Genomic DNA, 16,869 nt, shown 5'->3' on the forward strand with positions numbered 1-16,869 from the left:
TGGCATCATCGCCGCACCCGCGGAATTTCTTGATAACCGCTGAACACCATGGTCCTGTCGCAGAGTAGTTCGGCTATTTCCTCGGCGTGACCGCCATAGCGCCATAGTGGAAAGTCATAGAAACGGTAACGCGCGTCATGGCGTGGCGCGAGATCAATCTGCGGTCTTTGCCGGGGATTAAGCAAGCCCGCCAGCGGATAGTGGATGATGCTGTCGGGTGCGGAGAGCCAGCTCGCCAACCAGGAAAAGGTGCTGATCGCCAGAACCTTATGGCGGGCGTGTCGCAGAGTCTGGAAATCCTCGCAGGCTGTGGCGTGCGTCAGGAAACGGGCTTCGGGAAAGGCCTCACGCAGGGCACGTCCATACCAACTGTCATCCAGTTGACCCACAAACACAGGCTTTAGCCCAAGCGCCGGTAACAGAGACCTGTAAAAGCTGATCGGCAGAGGAAAATAATCGGGATGTATCCCTGCCAGAATGTCCCCGGCCCGGACGTTGAGGGCGATCTCGTCATCATCAATCCGTGAGCCTGCGACCGGCGCATCAAATACCTTGCGGAAGCGCTCAATATTGTCGCCAAAATATTCCAGCCTCTGGGCGTAGGCATGAATATCGAGGCCGTCGTTCTGACCCGTTTCGAGGCGATGCAGCGCCTCTGGGATGTCAATGCGGTGGCGTGCGGGTAGGGTTAAGGGCGCGCACCATGGTGGCGTGTCGACCGCCGAGCACAATCCCCAGACCGGCATATGGTAACCCACGATATCGGCATCCTGAATCTGATCGGCCAGATGCTGCGCCAGCATGTAACGAAACATCTGATTGCCGAGATTGCCAGGTTGGACGCGGATGTAGACTGTCATAATAGCAAGGCCCCGATCCGTTCACGAATAAGCCTCCCCGCATCGACTGCAAATTGCGGTCTTATTCTAGCGGCGGCATCCAGGGCGGCCTGGTGAAAAGCCGTGTCGTCATATCGATCATGAATGACCTGACGAACGCTATGGGCCACGCGCTCTGAAATCGTTATCACATGTACGCAGCCCTGACTTTCACAACGGCGTGCATGATAAAGGTGTTCGAGATGTTGCGGGATAGCGACCTGCGCCACCCCGGCGGCAAGCCCCAGCGACAGTATGCCATGCTGACCGGAATGGACCATAAGGCGCGACCGCCGCGCGATCAGATCGACCGGCACCGGGCCGTTTTCAACACAGACACCGGCCGCTACCAGCCGGTTGGCGCGATCGCTGTCAAGGCCCGGACAATAGGCCCTGGTCGGCAGTCCCAGCGAACATATGGCATCAAGCACGCCCGTATCGGCCAACTCGGTCGTGGAAAAATAACAGAAAACCTCATCGCCTTCACCCGATACGGAAGCCACATCTGCGACCGGAGGCAAAAGCGCCTGCGTGCGTAAACCGTCATAGGGATCGAGTATATCGAGTGTGCGCACCAGTTCTTGCGAGCGCCGGTAGATATCCGGCAGGACGTCGAGCCTCGGCACGCTCAGCGGTTCCAAAGCGGTGTTGATCGTCTGCACCATCTCTGTCTCGTCATAGAGTCGTTGATTGTATTCGGGCAGGAAAATTGGAAATGTTTTCAGTCCCTCAGCCACAATGCCATAGCCGGTGCCCGTTATAACCGTCGGTATACCCAGGCTTTGCGCGGCCAGCAGGGCGCAGGGCGCATAGTCGGCAATGACCAGATCGCTGCGCCGCGCAATCAGGGTGGCTTGCCACCAGCCGACCTGACGCGCCAGAAACTCCGCGTCGCGAAATCCGCTGTCGCCCAGGAATTCGCCCCAAGTGGCGGTACGCACCAAGCCTTCGCGACGGGCCGCGTCGTATCTCAGTCGCGCCGCCGGGAAAACCATCTCACACAGGGGGGCCAGTTCCGCCGCGTGGTCCATCCGGCACAGGGCGGCATCATAGATGAAGGCGTCGCCGAGGGCCGCCGCCACAGTCTTTAAGGTGACAACGTGCCCTCGGCCAGCGCCCGCTTCCCAGGCCAGCAGAATTCTCGGTTTCATACGTCAAAGTTCCGCGACATGGGATAGTTGGACGCGTTCAGGCGTGGCGTGATTACGTGGCGTAGCAGGCCCCGCAGACACAGTCGTTATCGTCATCTTCTGGCGGCGGCGGTGGCAGGGCGACATCGGTGCGGCGGCGCGAATTGCCGATACCATACATATCGTCCTTCAGATGGTTGGTGTAGGTTTCCTGATCGCGCACCGCCCTGAGCGATGCGCCATTACCGCCAAAACGCACGCGCAGGCCCACCCACGCACCGCTATAGGCCTTGTCACCGAAACGGCCCTCGGCGAACAGCGACACCGTCGAAGACTGCCATTTATAGGCACGCTCAACGCCTGCGACACCACCATGGCGTCCGCTACCATAACGATGGCCCAGCGTCAGGGCCCAATTGGGGCGCGGGTAGTAGGTGACGTCGGCCAGGTTAAAGACTCCATCCTTGTCGCCATAGGTATCGACCACCGTGTAACCGGGAATCGTGCCGGCGACGACCGTAGCGGCGCCCACTTTTTCATGGCCGGCAATCCAGTTGAATGCCGTTTTATCGCCCTGATAGACAAGTTCGAGGCCCACACGTTCGCTATTCAGTTTGGCAGGCGTTTTGATACGTGTTTTTGAGACATAGACGCCCAATGTGGTGTGAGCCGAAGCCTTAAAGCCCAGGTGGGCAGCGCCCGCGACGCTTTTGTCGCCGGCATGTTCGGCCGCCAACAGATCGAACTGTCCCTTAAAGGTTTCACCATAGGAGAAACTCATCGAGGGCAGCAGGCCTTTGCTATCCTTGTTTTTTTCCTTGCCGATAGGACGTGTGTCGGTCGTTGTCCCGGCAAATCCTTCGACGCGGAATCGCACAGCACTGTCCGCCGCAGACTGAGCGACCGCCAGTTGTGGCGACAGGCCCCCAGCCGTCGTGGCAACAAGAGCGATGGCCAGTGTTGACCCTGAGAAATTTTGAAGCATCCAATAGACCCCTTAGTGAGATATTACCGGACGCCAGCCTTACTCATGTCTTTGATGTGAAGAAGACGGTAAGGTGTTGCATAGCGAGGCGTATGGTTGCTTTGCGCTGATGCAACAGTTTGCAACACGCCTGCGCGGCTATCCAAGGATTCCGACAGCCTTGGATAGCCGGACATCCTGCCGGTGTCCATAAGTCAATCTGCTCGGCCATTTCTAAAGCGTCATCAACTTCGATACCCAGATACCTCACCGTGCTTTCCAGCTTGGTATGACCCAGGAGGAGTTGTACGGCTCGCAAATTGCCGGTTTTTCTATATAGCTGGGACGCTTTCGTTCGACGCATAGTATGGGTTCAATACATAGCCGTCTCCAAACCGATGCTCTCGGCCCAGGCATGAACGATGCGAGAGTACTGCCGTGTGGAAATATGAGGCCGCTGTTTTGACCGGCCTAGGAAAAGGTATCCTGAACCACCGGAAGGCAGTTGTTCAAGTAGCCGCTCTATCGACAATCGCGTGTGTTCAGTGACCTCAAATTTCACAGGCTTGCCGGTCTTCTGCTGGATAACGGTAGCTCGGTCATGAACCTTCCCAGCTTGACAGAGATCATTCACGCGCAGGCGAACTAGGTCACAAGCTCTGAGTTTGCTGTCGATAGCTAGATTGAAAAGGGCAAGGTCTCTTGGTGACTTGCGAAGTTCGAGTCTTACGCGAATTGACCACACGTGCTTAGGCTGAAGTGGCTTTTTCTGACCAATAAATAAGCCCTTATTCCATGGCTGGGTGCGGGCATAAAGTGTATCTTCGGACATGGCGGATTCACCGCCGGCCCTCCCACCGCAACTCGCTTATGCATACCGCTAGTGTAGCACGGATTAAAGCCATGCGGACGGCAAAGAATAAGCGTGTGACGTAGAATTGTCCGCTTATGGGGTGCTCACACGTAGTTGGGTGCAATGTCCGGAATGGGCGCCGAGGAGCCGAACGTGTCGTTGACCTTTTTGGCTGTCGCCGATTACTTATTTATCAGGCGCGGCGGCGAACATTTGTTGAGTTTTCTTCCCTGCCGGGTTGAGCATTTGACATCAGCAGGTTGGCGATACCGTCAGGGTGTATAGCCTTGCTCAGCAGGAAGCCCTGGATTTCAGCGCACTGTTCGTGGCGCAAATGGTCAAGTTGATCGACTGTTTCGACACCTTCGGCCACGCAATCAAGCCCAAGCTGGCGGGCCAGATCCAGTATACTATGGACGATTGCGGCCGTACTCGCGTCATTGACAATGTCGCGCACGAACGACCGGTCGATCTTAATGCGGTCAAGCGGGAAGCGCTTCAGATAGCTCAAAGACGACCAGCCCGTGCCAAAATCATCAAGCGACAGTTGCACGCCCAAGGCCTTAAGATCTTTCATGGTCTTTAAGACGGCCTCGTTATCATCCAAGGTAAGGCTTTCAGTGAGTTCAAGCTCCAGCCATTGTGGGCTTAAACCGCTCTCTGAAAGTGCTTCGTTCACGGCACCAACAATATCACAACGATAAAACTGCTGAGCCGACAGATTAACCGCCACGCGAACTTTACGGAGGCCTTGCGCTTGCCAGGCAGCATTTTGAAGGCAGGCCGTGCGCAGAACCCAGCGTCCGACCTCGACCATCTGGCCATGCTCTTCGAGTAAGGGGATGAACAAACCTGGCTCGATCATACCCTCGGTCGGGTGCTGCCAGCGCAATAGCGCTTCAAGGCCGGTTATGGTCGATTTGTCGAGTGAAAACTGCGGCTGATAATGCAGGACAAATTCGCCGCGCTCGCACGCGCCGTGTAAATCGCTGGACAGGGTATGCCAGCGGTCGGCCGCCATACTCAGATCATGGCTGAACAGGCGGTACTGACCGCGGCCTTTCTTTTTGGCCTGATACATGGCCGTGTCAGCGGCCTGGAGCAGGGCGACCGGCGTATCGCCGTCACCGGGATAAAGACTGATACCGATACTGGCGTTGATCCTGAGGTTATGACCAAGGACATGGGCGACGGGCCGGAAGCAATCCAGCACCCTTTCAGCCAGTCCTTCTGCGTCGGCCGCACAGCTTATGCCGCTGGCCGCAATGACAAATTCGTCGCCGCCCAGACGGGCCGGTGTATCTGACTCGCGCAGAACGCTGCGCAGTCGTTTGGCCACCTCTTCGAGCAACCCGTCCCCGACAAGATGCCCCAGACTGTCATTGATGTGTTTGAAGTGATCGAGGTCAAGCAAAAGCAACGCCACCTGACCCTGATGGCGGCGGACATGGGCCATCGACTGCCCCAAACGGTCCATCAGCAGGGTGCGGTTAGGCAGGCCGGTAAGGGAATCGTGCAGAGCCAGATACCGCACACGGGCCTCGGCCTCTTTGCGGGCGCGGATATCACGAAAGCTGCACTGAGCCAGGAGGCGGTCACCGGCGTGATAGGTCGCGCCAACGATTTCGACGCTAACATCTGTGCCATCTGGGCGTTGCCATGACCAGTCATCCCAGCGGGCTTCAGTCTGGGTGCTCAAAGCATCGACAATAGCCGTACCCATACCATGAGTGTAGCCGTTCAGAACGTCGGCAGCCTTACGGCCGCGAAGGTCATCGGCGCTGCCACCGAGGATGTCGGTATACCGGGTGTTGACGTCGTTGATCAGGCCTGTAGCGCTGTCGAACACCAGTATGCCGTCACCGGCGGTTTCAAACAGGCGGCGATGACGCAGTTCAGACTCGCGCAGTGACACCTCTATCGTCTGCCGTGCGCGCACTTCGTCTTTCAGTTCGGACTGCGTTTGATGCAGGGCCAGATGAGTGCGCACCCGCGCCAGCAGTTCGGTGATCTGGAACGGCTTGGTGACATAATCGACGCCGCCGGCGTTGAAGGCGGCAATCTTACTGTCAAGGTCAGTCAGAGCGGTCATGAAAATCACCGGCACGTCGCGAGTACTCGGCTGTTGTTTCAGCCGCCGGCAGGTCTCAAACCCATCCAGATCCGGCATCATAACATCCAGCAGGATCAGGTCAGGGGTGACATAGCGGACGCGCTCAAGCGCTTCCAGCCCGCCCAGAGCCACAAGCACATCATAGTTCTGGACTTCCAGATGATCGACGATGACGCCGATATTCAGGGGATTGTCGTCGATAACCAGAATGGTCGGGTTGCGCATAATCTTCACAAACAGCCCTTATGCGGCTGCCCTTTCCTGAGCATACTGCTCAATCAGCCGTAAGACGGCCGGGGATTGGTAGCTGGCCGCCAAAGAATCCAGCCGGGCTGCAAACGGATGATACGGCTCACCCAACGCCACAATTGACGGAATTTCCTTACGTATGGCGCGCAGATTTCCCGCGCGTGCCAGTACCAGCAGCCGCGCCATCTGCGCGCCTTCCGGGGCCAGCAGGGTCGGTGCGGTCTCTGTCGGGGGCAGGTCGCCTGAGTGCGGAGATGGTTCTGCACCGTCAAAGCCAAGGCTTATGGTGTCATCGGCGGCCAGATCAAAGGTCGCTTCGACACGAAAACGGCTGCCGTAGCCCAGCGTACTTTCAACCGTCACATCTCCGCCCATCATCTGCACGATCTGATGGGTGATGCTGAGGCCCAGACCGGTACCGCAACTGCGGTCAATGGCGTTACCCGCCTGTTCAAAGGGTCTGAAAATCTGCGCTAACTGGTCATCACGGATGCCGACGCCGGTATCGGTAATGTCAAAGCGCAGCCGGGTTTGATGCGCATGCGTCCACACGGTTGAGACGCTAACGCTTATCTCGCCTTCTGAGGTAAACTTCACAGCATTACCCAGCAGGTTAATCAGCACCTGGCGGATGCGTTTCTGATCCGTTTCAATATATCGTGGCACATCGTGGCCGATAGTTGTCACAAACCGCAGACCTTTTTCTTCGGCGCGCAGGCGGATCATCTGGCTGACATTGACGACGCAGGCGTGCAGGTCGAACCGTGCCGCAATTAGCTCCAGCCGACCGGCTTCAACCTTGGACAGGTCGAGGATATCGGTGATCATGGCCAGCAGATGCTCACCGCTGTGGTGGATCGTGTTGATCGCCGCGATCTGAGACGTCGTCAGGGTGTCATTTTGCAGTAATTGCGTGTAGCCCAGAATGGCGTTTAGGGGCGTGCGCAACTCATGGCTCATATTGGCCAGAAACTGCGATTTAGCGGCGCTGGACGCTTCGGCGGCCGCGCGCGCCTTGGATAAGGCCTCGCTTTCTTCGGCCTGCCAACGCTGGCGGGCTTCGTAGGCTCTGCGCATACCCAGGAACCGGAACACCAGAAATCCGCCGGTCAGAACCAGCCAGACACCCAGAATAATCAGGTACCAATGGGCCGATGATACCGATGTCCCTTTGAATGAAAAGCTACTTACGGAGACGTTGAACTGGCCATAAGGCGTGGTGCTGCCGGAACTGAATGCGACCGATACCACACGCTCGAAGTTTACCGGGACCTCATCACGGGCAAGCTTGTGACTCGCGAGCCACCATTCTTCCACGGCAAACTGGTCCTGTCGGATATGGATCGTATTCTCTCCCTGAGCCACAACAAACTCGGTGACCATAGGGATGGTGGTGGCGCCATTCACACGCGCACTTAACGACGCCGGGACGGCCGACTGTACCAGTAGCCGCATGTGATCACCCACGCCTTTGTAGGTGACCTTGACCTTAATGTCGCTGTACTTAGAAAAGTCGACGCCGGTATTCTGGCCGCTGGCATCCAGTTGCAGACCGTAACCGCAATAGGCGTATTGAGCGCCCGGGCGCAGATCACACGACCATTTGAGGGGCTTTGATGGAGCGTGGCTGATGGTGGAGCGTCCACCTTCGTCCTGATCTCCGTAGGTAAAAGGGTAATACAGACCGCTACGTGCTGCCAGATCGGTTTCCTGACGGGTAATGCCTTCCTGGCCTAAGACGGCAGCGAAGGTTAGGGCGATAAGCAAAAATACCGCGGCTTCGAGCTTCAGGTTTGAGAAGCTCATCCAGGTTTTGCGATTGACATTGCCAGTCTTTCGGAACGACCCGGCTACCGTCGACATCGCCAGGTCGCTGAACTGATCGCGGGCCCGTCCGTCAGACCGTGGTAACACTGTAAGCGGGATGTTTTTGCGATTGCTCACGGTTTAACTATACCTGTATTGGTCAATACTCACCGCATTTTCACAGGTGAAAGTATAGAATAATACACCAGAATGGTTATTAAGCCGTTTGTGTTTGGGATTAATTTTAAATCCGCAAAATGTCGTCCATTATTTGAGAATGATATTAATTTGTAATCTGATCAGGATTCATTGAACGTCCATTACACGAATGAAGCGAACTCTTACTGTGTTTTATGGATATAAAAAATGTCTTCAAATTTAAAATTTTACTTAGTCATTAATGGCATGGGATCGCCGACGTCCGCTTTCAGGATTGCGTTTTGACAGGCGCTAACATGACCGCATTGGGCGGTACCTTATCCGGGCGTGAATCTCGGTAATTTACCGAATTGGCCATACAACACGAGATCATTTGATTTGCGTGTGAACGCTCGGTCAGTCTTGCCGGTACATATCTGCGCGCTTGAGTGAAAGTTCAAAGCAGGCGCCACTCAGGCGGCTGAGGTCGCCGGGCTCTGGAGCTTTGAGGGCCAGTTCGCTGCCGTGACCCTGCATAATCTGTCGGGCCAGACTGAGGCCGACCCCGGTGCCAGTTGCCTTGGTAGTGTAAAAGGGCAAAAATACCTGATCGACCTCGCTCGCAGGAATGCCCTTGCCCGAATCCTCGATACGTAGGCAAACCGTGTCGTCAAGTTCCCTCACCGTGAGGCGCACGGTCGGGCTCGTTCCCTCCAGCGCGGCCTGAGCGGCGTTATTGAGCAGATTTCCGGCGCAAAGCCACATCTGATCCTCGTCCATAAGGACGGGTATGGCGGGCGGATCGTCACAGTCCAGCACAACACCTTTATCAGCCCATTGTCCCGTAAAGCTTTCGCGCAGGACATCCAGCCATTCTGCCAGATTGACGGCGCGCGCCACGGGTCGCGGCAGGTATGTCAACGCTCTGTAGGCATTAATAAAATTGTGCAAACCCTCTATGCGCGCCACGACCCGCTCAATTGCCCGTATGGCTGCCGACCGTGACGCCTCTGTGTCATCGCCCAGCAGGTCGAGGGCACTTTTGCTCATGGATGCCACAGGGGTCAGGGCGTTCATCAGTTCATGATTCAGCACCCGCAAAAGATCACGAAGGGCTGTGGCTTCGGCCGCGCGCACATCGGCAGATATATCGGTGAGAACTGCCAGAAACGACGTACGATCAGCCTCAGTCATTTCAGCACGGTGCACGGCATAGGTCGCCCCTTTCCAGCGAAGCTGATGGCCAACGGCTGCTAGGTTTTCGTTCTTGTCCAGAAGCGCCTTGCGGCTGGCGACGGGTAGGGTGTAGGCCACATCGAACAGTCGGCGCGCCGCACGGTTGACCGCGATGACCTGTTCACCGGTTTGCAACAGCAATGGTGAGGGGGTCTCATCAAGCAGTAATTGTAGCCTGCGGCGACTTAGTTCCGCGGTAAAGGTAGTGCCCGGTGCCAACCGCCCTATACGCTCCCGAACTTGACGCAGGGATAGGGTGTTCAGACTGAGTGCCACCAGCGCCAAAGCGGCAAGTCCGCACAACAGGGCACTGGCGAACAGACTGCGGGTCAGGGCCATCCAGCCTAAAGCCCCGAAGGCAAAGATGCCGACCTGAGCCCCAAGCACAAAAAGGAGACGTCTATAGTCCATGCTTTTCCATACGCCGGTAAAGCGCCGCCCGGGTCAGGCCGAGGTCTTTGGCTGCCGCCGAGATATTAAACTGATGCCGCCCCAGTGCGGCTTGGATTAAGTCGCGCTCGGAGCGTTCCAGATTGAGATCCTTTGGGGGAGTATTGGTAGGCACACGGCGCGGCGTGTCGATGGCTGCCCGGATTGAGGCCAAAAACCGGTCGTTATTCCAGGGCTTAACGACGAAATCCTGAGCGCCCATCCGCATAGCCTGAATGGCAATGCTCATGCCGGAATGTCCTGTCACGATGACGACGGCCAGATCGGGAGTCCTGACCAGACATTCGCGCAAAAAGTCGAGCCCCGCTTCACCCGACGTGTCTCCGCGCCGGAAGTTCAGGTCCAGCAAGAGCGCATCGATGGCGTTGGTGCTCAGTAAAGCGCGCGCCTCATCCAGCGTCTGAGCACCTAAAAAGGTAAATCCCTGCCGCGTCAATATAAGCTCAGCCGAACTGAGAATATCGGCATCATCGTCGAGAAACAGGGCGATTAAGGGATCGGAGGGCATGTTCGATTTCGGACACTTTGAGGCTTGGTGAGACGTGGATTTTGGCCTTAATTCCTGTAAAAGTCAAATAAAATGAACTATTTATGTGTATTGATGAGAGGGTGTTATTCTACTAATATGACCAGCACTCCCTCTCACTCATCCGCCCCCGCCATGGATCGTCGCGTCACGCGCAAATGGTATCGCCGGGTGCCATATCAGATTTGTGGCGCGGTTTTCATCGTCGCCGTGGTCACCGCAAGCCTCTTTGCCCTGATGCCTGCGGCAAATACCGTCAATGTCGACATAGCCACGCTCGATATCGGTGAGGTGATGCGCGCACCTTATCAGGACTATGTCCCTTTGCGGGCCGAAGTCGTCCCGCTGGAAACCACCTATATTACGGCCGAAACATCAGGTCGTGTCGAATCCATTGCCGTGTCAGATGGTGATACCGTGCTGCCGGGGCAGGCCCTGGCTTATCTGGCCAATCCGTCCCTGACACTGGAGGTTTCGGCGCGTGAAGCCGATATTTCCGCGCGATTGAGCGACAACAATAATCAGCTAATGAGTCTTAAAACGGCGCAAGAAAATCGTGAGCAGGCTTTGGCTGACACAACCTACGCGCTGAACAAGGCCAAGCAGGAATTGCAGAAGCGCGAGACCTTGCGCGCCCGTGATATTATCAGTGAGGCGACGGTTAAACCGTATAGCGACGAAGTCACCTATTTGCAGCAAAGACTTACCGCCCTTAAGTCAGCGCACGTCACTGATGCGCAGTTCTACGCCTCACAACGCCAGCAAATTCAACGCAATGCCGACGACCTGCGTCGTAATTTAGGCGAGGTCCGTGGCGGCCTGAGCGCGCTCATCCTCACGGCACCAACGCAAGGCCGGCTGACGGCATTCAGCCTCAAGCCCGGTCAGGCGGTGAAAGTCGGGGATACGATGGGGCAGGTCGATTCTGAGGGCGCCTATAAACTGCGTGCTGAGGTCGATGAGTTTTATCTCTCGCGTCTGTCAAGCGGCCTGCAGGCTCAGGCGTCAATACATAATCAGCCGGTCTCTGTCCGGCTGTCCAAAGTGTTTCCGCAGGTGAGCAATGGTCGGGTGGTCGTCGAACTGGAGTTTGTGACTAACCCGCCCGCCGATCTTAAACGCGGCGAAACCGTTGATACCCGCCTGTCTCTGGGGCAGACCGAGGTGGCAACGCTCGCACCGGCAGGGAGCTGGCTCAACGACACCGGCGGCGCGTCGGTATTTGTGCTGAACACCAAAGGCGATAAGGCGACACGGCGCTCCGTCACGGTCGGTCGCCGTAATCCGGAACAGGCCGAAATTCTTAGCGGCCTGAAAGCCGGTGAGCGCATCGTTACGGGCGGCGCACAAAATTATCAAAAAGCTGAACATCTTGCACTCAAGGGCAACTCCGAATGATTGAACTGAAAAATATTAGTCGCCTTTACCGCTCCGATGAGATCGAAACGACGGCGCTTCATGATATCAACCTGACGATTGGGCGTGGCGAATTCGTTGCCATTATGGGGCCCTCAGGGTGTGGGAAATCGACCCTCCTCAACACTCTGGGCACCATAGATCGGCCGACCTCAGGCCAGTATCTTTTTGACGGGGTTGATCTTGCGCAATTGCCGGAGACGGGACTGGCCAAGCATCGCGCGCAGCATCTGGGCTTTATCTTTCAGAGCTTCAACCTGATCGACGATCTGACCATTTATGAAAATATTGAACTCGGCCTCCTATACCGATCAGGCCAAAAGGGATCTCGTCGACAGGTGATCGAGGCGGCTATGGATCGCGTGGCCATCGGCCATCGCGCCCGGCATTTTCCGCACCAGCTTTCCGGCGGTCAGCAGCAGCGGGCAGCCATTGCCAGGGCCATTGTCGGTGAACCAGACCTCATTCTGGCGGATGAGCCGACGGGCAACCTCGATACCGAAAATGGGGCACAGGTCATGGATATTCTGCACGGCCTGAACGCAGCCGGTGCAACAATCATCATGGTCACGCACTCACCCAGCCATGCTGATCAGGCCACGCGCCGCATTGATATCCTTGATGGACAACTCGTTACGTCCGTTGCGCGGGTGCTATAATGGGACGCTCAACATTCATCGCCTTTTACCGCTCATTCACACGTCACCCGCTCTATGCGATGCTAAATCTTCTGGGCCTCAGCTTTGGCATCGCGGTTTTTATCGCGCTCAGCCTGCTTTATCGGTTTGAAACCAGCTATGAGACCTGGAGCCCTGAGCGAGATAAAATTCACGTCATCGGTGGGCAGTATTTTTTTCCGGGAATGCCTGACGATATCTTCATCGGCTCGATGGGCGGTTTACTCGAAGAAATGAAGGCCGCATATCCGCATCTGGAGGGCGTTAGGGACTGGAGCAATCCCGTCACGGTTCATAAGGGCGCGGAGGTTTATGCCGAACAGATCGAACTGGTTGACGCCAATTATCTGAGTTTCTTCAAAGTGCCTATGTTGCACGGCGATGCGGCCACGGCTCTTAATACACCTAACAGCATAGCGCTGTCCGAAGATAAGGCGCGCAAGTATTTTGGAACGACGGATGCCGTGGGCAAAACCATCACCTTAAGCGACACCGAAGGTCGCAAAGCATACACAGTCAGCGCGGTTATGCGTAATTTGCCAAAGAATACCGACAGTAGACTCGACTTTGCACGTCTGCTGACGCCCCAACGCATGAGCGCCGAGGAAAACTGGCACGAATGGGGATCGATCCAGCTACTGACCTATTTCAAGTTTCGCGATCCGAAACAGGCAGCGACACTTCAGGCGCAGTTTCCCGCTTTCGTCAATCGTCAGGTCGGCGACCGCTTCGGAAGTGATGCGAAGGGCAGCGACGTTTTGGCGCTGCATCTCGTGCCGCTAGCTGATGTACATCTGATTGATCCACAGCAAAAAGCCGCGATCGTCTCACTCGGGATGGTTGGCGTTGTGGCGCTGGTTCTGGCGCTTATAAACTATGTCAACCTGGCCACGGCACGGGCCGGACTGCGGGCGCGTGAGGTGGCGGTGCGCAAGACGCTTGGGGCCAACCCTGGAGCACTACGGCGGCAGTTTCAGGGCGAAGCGGCTCTGACCCTGCTGCTGGCCTTTCTAATAGGTCTGTCGCTGGTGGAACTGAGCCTGCCTTTGATCAATGCTGTGGGTGGCCTTAATCTGCGTCTGGATTATCGTAGCGAGGGCTTGTGGTTGGGCGGCATACTGAGCCTCGTCATGGTGGCAGGTTTGATTGCCGCGATATATCCGGCCTTTGCGCTATCGGCATTTAAACCGGCGCAGGTTCTGGCCTCCAGCCGTACCCCTGCCGGGGGCCACGTCGGGGTTCGGTTACGCGAGGCGCTGGTGGTCATGCAGTTTGCGACAGTCGTCATCGCCTTCGTTCTGATGATTGGCTTCATGCGCCAGATAGACCATATGCAAAAGGCCGATCTTGGCTTTAAACGGGAGGGTCTTCTGCTGATTACCTCTGCCCGTGACCCATTGATTTCAAACGGGCAGCGTGCGGCCTATCTTACGGCGATCAAAGCCCTGCCGCAGGTTAAGCTGGCCAGTATTGGCAACGCTATTCCCGCCGATCAGGAATCGGTCAGCAACAGCAATATTGTCCGTCCCGGACAGGCCGACAGCGCTACCGTGTCACCCACCGTTAACTGGTCGGTTGTGGGGCCTGACTATTTTCAGCTTATGGGCACACGCCTTGTCGCCGGGCGCCTGTTTGATGTGCGCTATGGCGGTGACCAGATGTGGCGTGACGATGCCGACGGTCGGGAAGCGGCAGACGTAACCAATGTCATCATCAGCCGCCTGACCGTGCGACGCATGGGCTACCCCTCACCGCAGGCCGCTATCGGTCAGACCGCACGTTTCGCCAACCGTCAGGTCAGAATAGTCGGAGTGGTTGAGGATATGCGCTTTTATCATCCGGCGTCGGAAATTCCGGCCAAGCTCTACTTGTTCGATGCCAATCCGCAGAACAGCCCCGTCATATTTGTGCGCTATCAGGGCTTATCTGAGCCTCAAATGCGCGCAAAACTGCAACAGGTCTGGCGCCGGGTCGCGCCTGATGTACCGTTCGAGATCATCTCCACAACCGCCAATCTCGATAAGTACTATAAGCCGGAGCGCGATCGCTCCAACCTGTTCAGCATCGGTGCGGGAATTGCGGCCCTGATCGGTTGCATCGGTCTTTATGGTATGGCGGCGTTTAATACGTCGCGCCGGGTGCGCGAAATAGGCTTGCGCAAAGTGCTGGGAGCCTCGCGAGACAAGGTTGTCAGGCTGCTAATCGGACAGTTTTTGAGACCGGTCATCATTGCCAGTGTTCTGGCCTTGCCCCTGGCATGGCTGGCGCTCAGGCAGTGGTTGTCACAGTTTGACGATGCCATCGCAATCAGCCCGTGGTTCTTTGTTCTGGCAGTGGGGGCAGCTCTTGTGATTGCGCTGGGCACTGTCGGCGGGCTGGCTCTGGCCAGCGCCTCGACGGAACCGGGGAAAGCTCTAAGGCACGAATAGCGTGGTGTCCGCGGCGCCGGAAGATATTACCGGTGACGTTGTATAGCGGGGCGAATTGAACCTGCCTGGTAACGTTCGGCGCTTGGCACGCAGGGCGTAAGATTAATGCCGCAAGGTTGCGCACTGTCGATTGCTCTCGCTCAACGGGGGCAGGGAGAGGCGGCATGGACGCACGGATTTGCCGTAGCTGCCGTACCGGCATTTACGCCCTAGTTCAGAATGCGAACCGCAGGTAAATCTCAAAAATCACTCACATTTGTCCGCTGCCAGGTATACATTGTAGCGTCAGCATCTATTTCCGAAAGGGGCGCCAAGTGATGTTTTATGATATTCGTTAGATCCTATACTACTTAAGTGCAACTTTATGGGCGTAATTCAACAAGCCGGCCATACTCAGCACTGTTAGCCTGACACAGTGGTCAAGGTGAGGTTGCGATGGCGCGGCGGTCCGGACATTTTGTAGAACACCATGACGATACCGCCATAAAGCAGTGGTTCGCATCTGAGGTTCTGCCGCTGGAGCCCTCCCTGATGCGATATCTACGCCGGAACTGGCGTAACGAGGGGGACATCGCTGATCTGCGGCAGGAGGTTTACTTGAAACTGTATGCTAGCGCCCGAAATGGTGAAATCATCTTAAATACTAAAGCCTTTGTTTTTACCGTTGCGCGCAACCACCTGATCAACTGTGTGAAACGATCTAAAATTATTTCATTCGAGCATGTAGCGGATTTAGAGGCTTCGATTGTCTTAGCTGATAATATAACACCGGACCGCACCTTGCTGGCGCGGGATGAAGTCCGAAGATTGCATGCAGGTCTCAGTAATTTGCCGCCGCGCTGTCAGCAGGTTGTACGCTTGAGAAAAATTGAAGGGCTTACGACACGTGAAGTGGCAGATAAGCTCAAGGTTAGTTTAGATACAGTAGAACAGCAAATGGTACATGGTATGCGTGCACTGGTCGATTTCATGCTCGGGGGATCTGGCAAGATTAAGCGGCCCGTAAAAAAGACGGGACGCAGCGCCAAGAGGTAGGCGATGACTGAACGCGAGACGATCGAAGATGAGGCGGCCGGCTGGCTGCTAAGGCGCGAACAGCCTGGCTGGTCGACGCCCGATCAGGTGCGCCTTGACGCCTGGCTCGAAGAAAATCCAGAACATAAAATTACCTTCTGGCGATTAGAGTACGGGTGGGACCGCGCCAGCCAGATGCGCATATTGGAAACACGACCCAAACCACAAAAGGCATGGGTGACGTGGGCGGTGGCGGCCGGCATCAGTGTCGTAGCCCTAACCGGCGGCTGGATGAGCCTGAGAACGATTTCGCCAGCCCCACAAGAGTTCAGAACACCGATTGGTGAGGTCCGCCCAGAGGTTCTTGCGGACGGTACCCGGATAGACCTTAATACGGCGACAGATATTAGAGCTAAGGTGTCGAGAACCTCGCGGACCGTATGGCTGGAAGCGGGTGAAGCCTATTTCGATGTGGCTCATGATCCGGCTCATCCGTTCGTAATCGTGGCTGGATCTCGGCGCATAACCGTGCTGGGCACAAAGTTTTCAGTGCGCCGGGACGGCGACCGTGTCGAAGTGGCCGTTAGTGAGGGCAGGGTCCGGGTCGAACCAGCGGATAAATCTGCGGGGGCGACCGTTTTGATGCGCGGCGATAGTTTAATGGCCGAAGGTGCATCGACCCTGTTGCTGCCAAGGTCGCCAAAGCGCGTCGAAGACGATATGGGCTGGCGTCAGGGGCGGTTGATATTTGACCAGGTGACGCTTGCCGATGCGGCGGCTGAGTTTAATCGTTATAATCAGAAGAAACTCATCATATCCGGATCGGTAGCCTCGACACGGATTGGCGGTAGTTTTGAAAGTCAGAATGTCGAGGGTTTTGCGCGTTTACTGAACAAGGGGTTTGGTCTGACCGTAGAAAGTTCCGAGGACGGAATAAAAATTTCGGAATAGGTGTTAAGGGTTTTACGTTGTGTCTTGTCCTAGTTCTGT

At 56.2% G+C, this 16,869-nt stretch carries 12 protein-coding genes and 1 pseudogene; 5 read left to right on the plus strand and 8 right to left on the minus strand.

Annotated elements, in window-relative coordinates; genetic code table 11:
* Positions 1–5 precede the first annotated feature (5 nt).
* From IE102_RS17075 to IE102_RS17110, 8 genes and pseudogenes are all read right to left on the minus strand, one after another.
* Positions 6–860: an alpha-1,2-fucosyltransferase gene (locus IE102_RS17075; RefSeq protein ID WP_189489022.1), complete on the minus strand. Its 855-nt coding sequence runs from the start codon at positions 858–860 to the stop codon at positions 6–8.
* Positions 857–2,029, minus strand: coding sequence for a glycosyltransferase (locus IE102_RS17080; RefSeq protein ID WP_189489024.1), 1,173 nt, complete (start codon positions 2,027–2,029; stop codon positions 857–859). Before IE102_RS17080 ends, IE102_RS17075 begins: the two co-directional genes overlap by 4 nt.
* Positions 2,030–2,081: 52 nt before the next feature.
* A complete protein-coding gene (locus tag IE102_RS17085; protein WP_189489026.1) occupies positions 2,082–2,993 on the minus strand; it encodes a hypothetical protein in 912 nt (303 codons plus the stop codon).
* A 43-nt stretch (positions 2,994–3,036) separates the two neighbouring features.
* Positions 3,037–3,804: pseudogene (locus IE102_RS17090) on the minus strand (tyrosine-type recombinase/integrase).
* 214 nt (positions 3,805–4,018) lie between these two features.
* Positions 4,019–6,163 carry a putative bifunctional diguanylate cyclase/phosphodiesterase gene (locus IE102_RS17095; RefSeq protein WP_189489051.1) on the minus strand — a complete coding sequence of 715 codons (2,145 nt, stop codon included), beginning with the start codon at positions 6,161–6,163 and terminating at the stop codon, positions 4,019–4,021.
* Positions 6,164–6,181: 18 nt separating this feature from the next.
* A complete protein-coding gene (locus IE102_RS17100) occupies positions 6,182–8,131 on the minus strand; it encodes a sensor histidine kinase (RefSeq protein ID WP_229807844.1) in 1,950 nt (649 codons plus the stop codon).
* Positions 8,132–8,548: 417 nt separating this feature from the next.
* Positions 8,549–9,778 (minus strand): sensor histidine kinase, encoded by a 1,230-nt coding sequence (locus IE102_RS17105; RefSeq protein WP_189489028.1) that lies wholly within the window; start codon positions 9,776–9,778, stop codon positions 8,549–8,551.
* On the minus strand, positions 9,768–10,325 hold the full coding sequence (locus IE102_RS17110; protein ID WP_189489029.1) for a response regulator transcription factor: 558 nt from the start codon (positions 10,323–10,325) through the stop codon (positions 9,768–9,770). The genes IE102_RS17105 and IE102_RS17110 overlap by 11 nt, the downstream gene beginning before the upstream one ends.
* Before the next feature lie 117 nt (positions 10,326–10,442).
* On the opposite strand from IE102_RS17110, the gene IE102_RS17115 reads away from it, so the two are divergent.
* The 5 genes from IE102_RS17115 to IE102_RS17135 all read left to right on the plus strand — a co-directional run bounded on the left by IE102_RS17115 (position 10,443) and on the right by IE102_RS17135 (position 16,830).
* Positions 10,443–11,741, plus strand: coding sequence for an efflux RND transporter periplasmic adaptor subunit (locus tag IE102_RS17115; RefSeq protein ID WP_229807845.1), 1,299 nt, complete (start codon positions 10,443–10,445; stop codon positions 11,739–11,741).
* Positions 11,738–12,418 carry an ABC transporter ATP-binding protein gene (locus IE102_RS17120; protein WP_189489031.1) on the plus strand — a complete coding sequence of 227 codons (681 nt, stop codon included), beginning with the start codon at positions 11,738–11,740 and terminating at the stop codon, positions 12,416–12,418. The genes IE102_RS17115 and IE102_RS17120 overlap by 4 nt, the downstream gene beginning before the upstream one ends.
* Positions 12,418–14,865, plus strand: a complete 2,448-nt coding sequence (locus IE102_RS17125) for an ABC transporter permease (protein ID WP_189489033.1) — start codon at positions 12,418–12,420, stop codon at positions 14,863–14,865. Before IE102_RS17120 ends, IE102_RS17125 begins: the two co-directional genes overlap by 1 nt.
* Positions 14,866–15,300: 435 nt before the next feature.
* Positions 15,301–15,900 carry an RNA polymerase sigma factor gene (locus IE102_RS17130; protein WP_189489035.1) on the plus strand — a complete coding sequence of 200 codons (600 nt, stop codon included), beginning with the start codon at positions 15,301–15,303 and terminating at the stop codon, positions 15,898–15,900.
* Between the two features lie 3 nt (positions 15,901–15,903).
* Positions 15,904–16,830, plus strand: a complete 927-nt coding sequence (locus IE102_RS17135; protein ID WP_189489037.1) for a FecR family protein — start codon at positions 15,904–15,906, stop codon at positions 16,828–16,830.
* Positions 16,831–16,869 lie beyond the last annotated feature (39 nt).

The organism is Asticcacaulis endophyticus (genome assembly GCF_014652575.1).
Taxonomy (GTDB): domain Bacteria; phylum Pseudomonadota; class Alphaproteobacteria; order Caulobacterales; family Caulobacteraceae; genus Asticcacaulis; species Asticcacaulis endophyticus.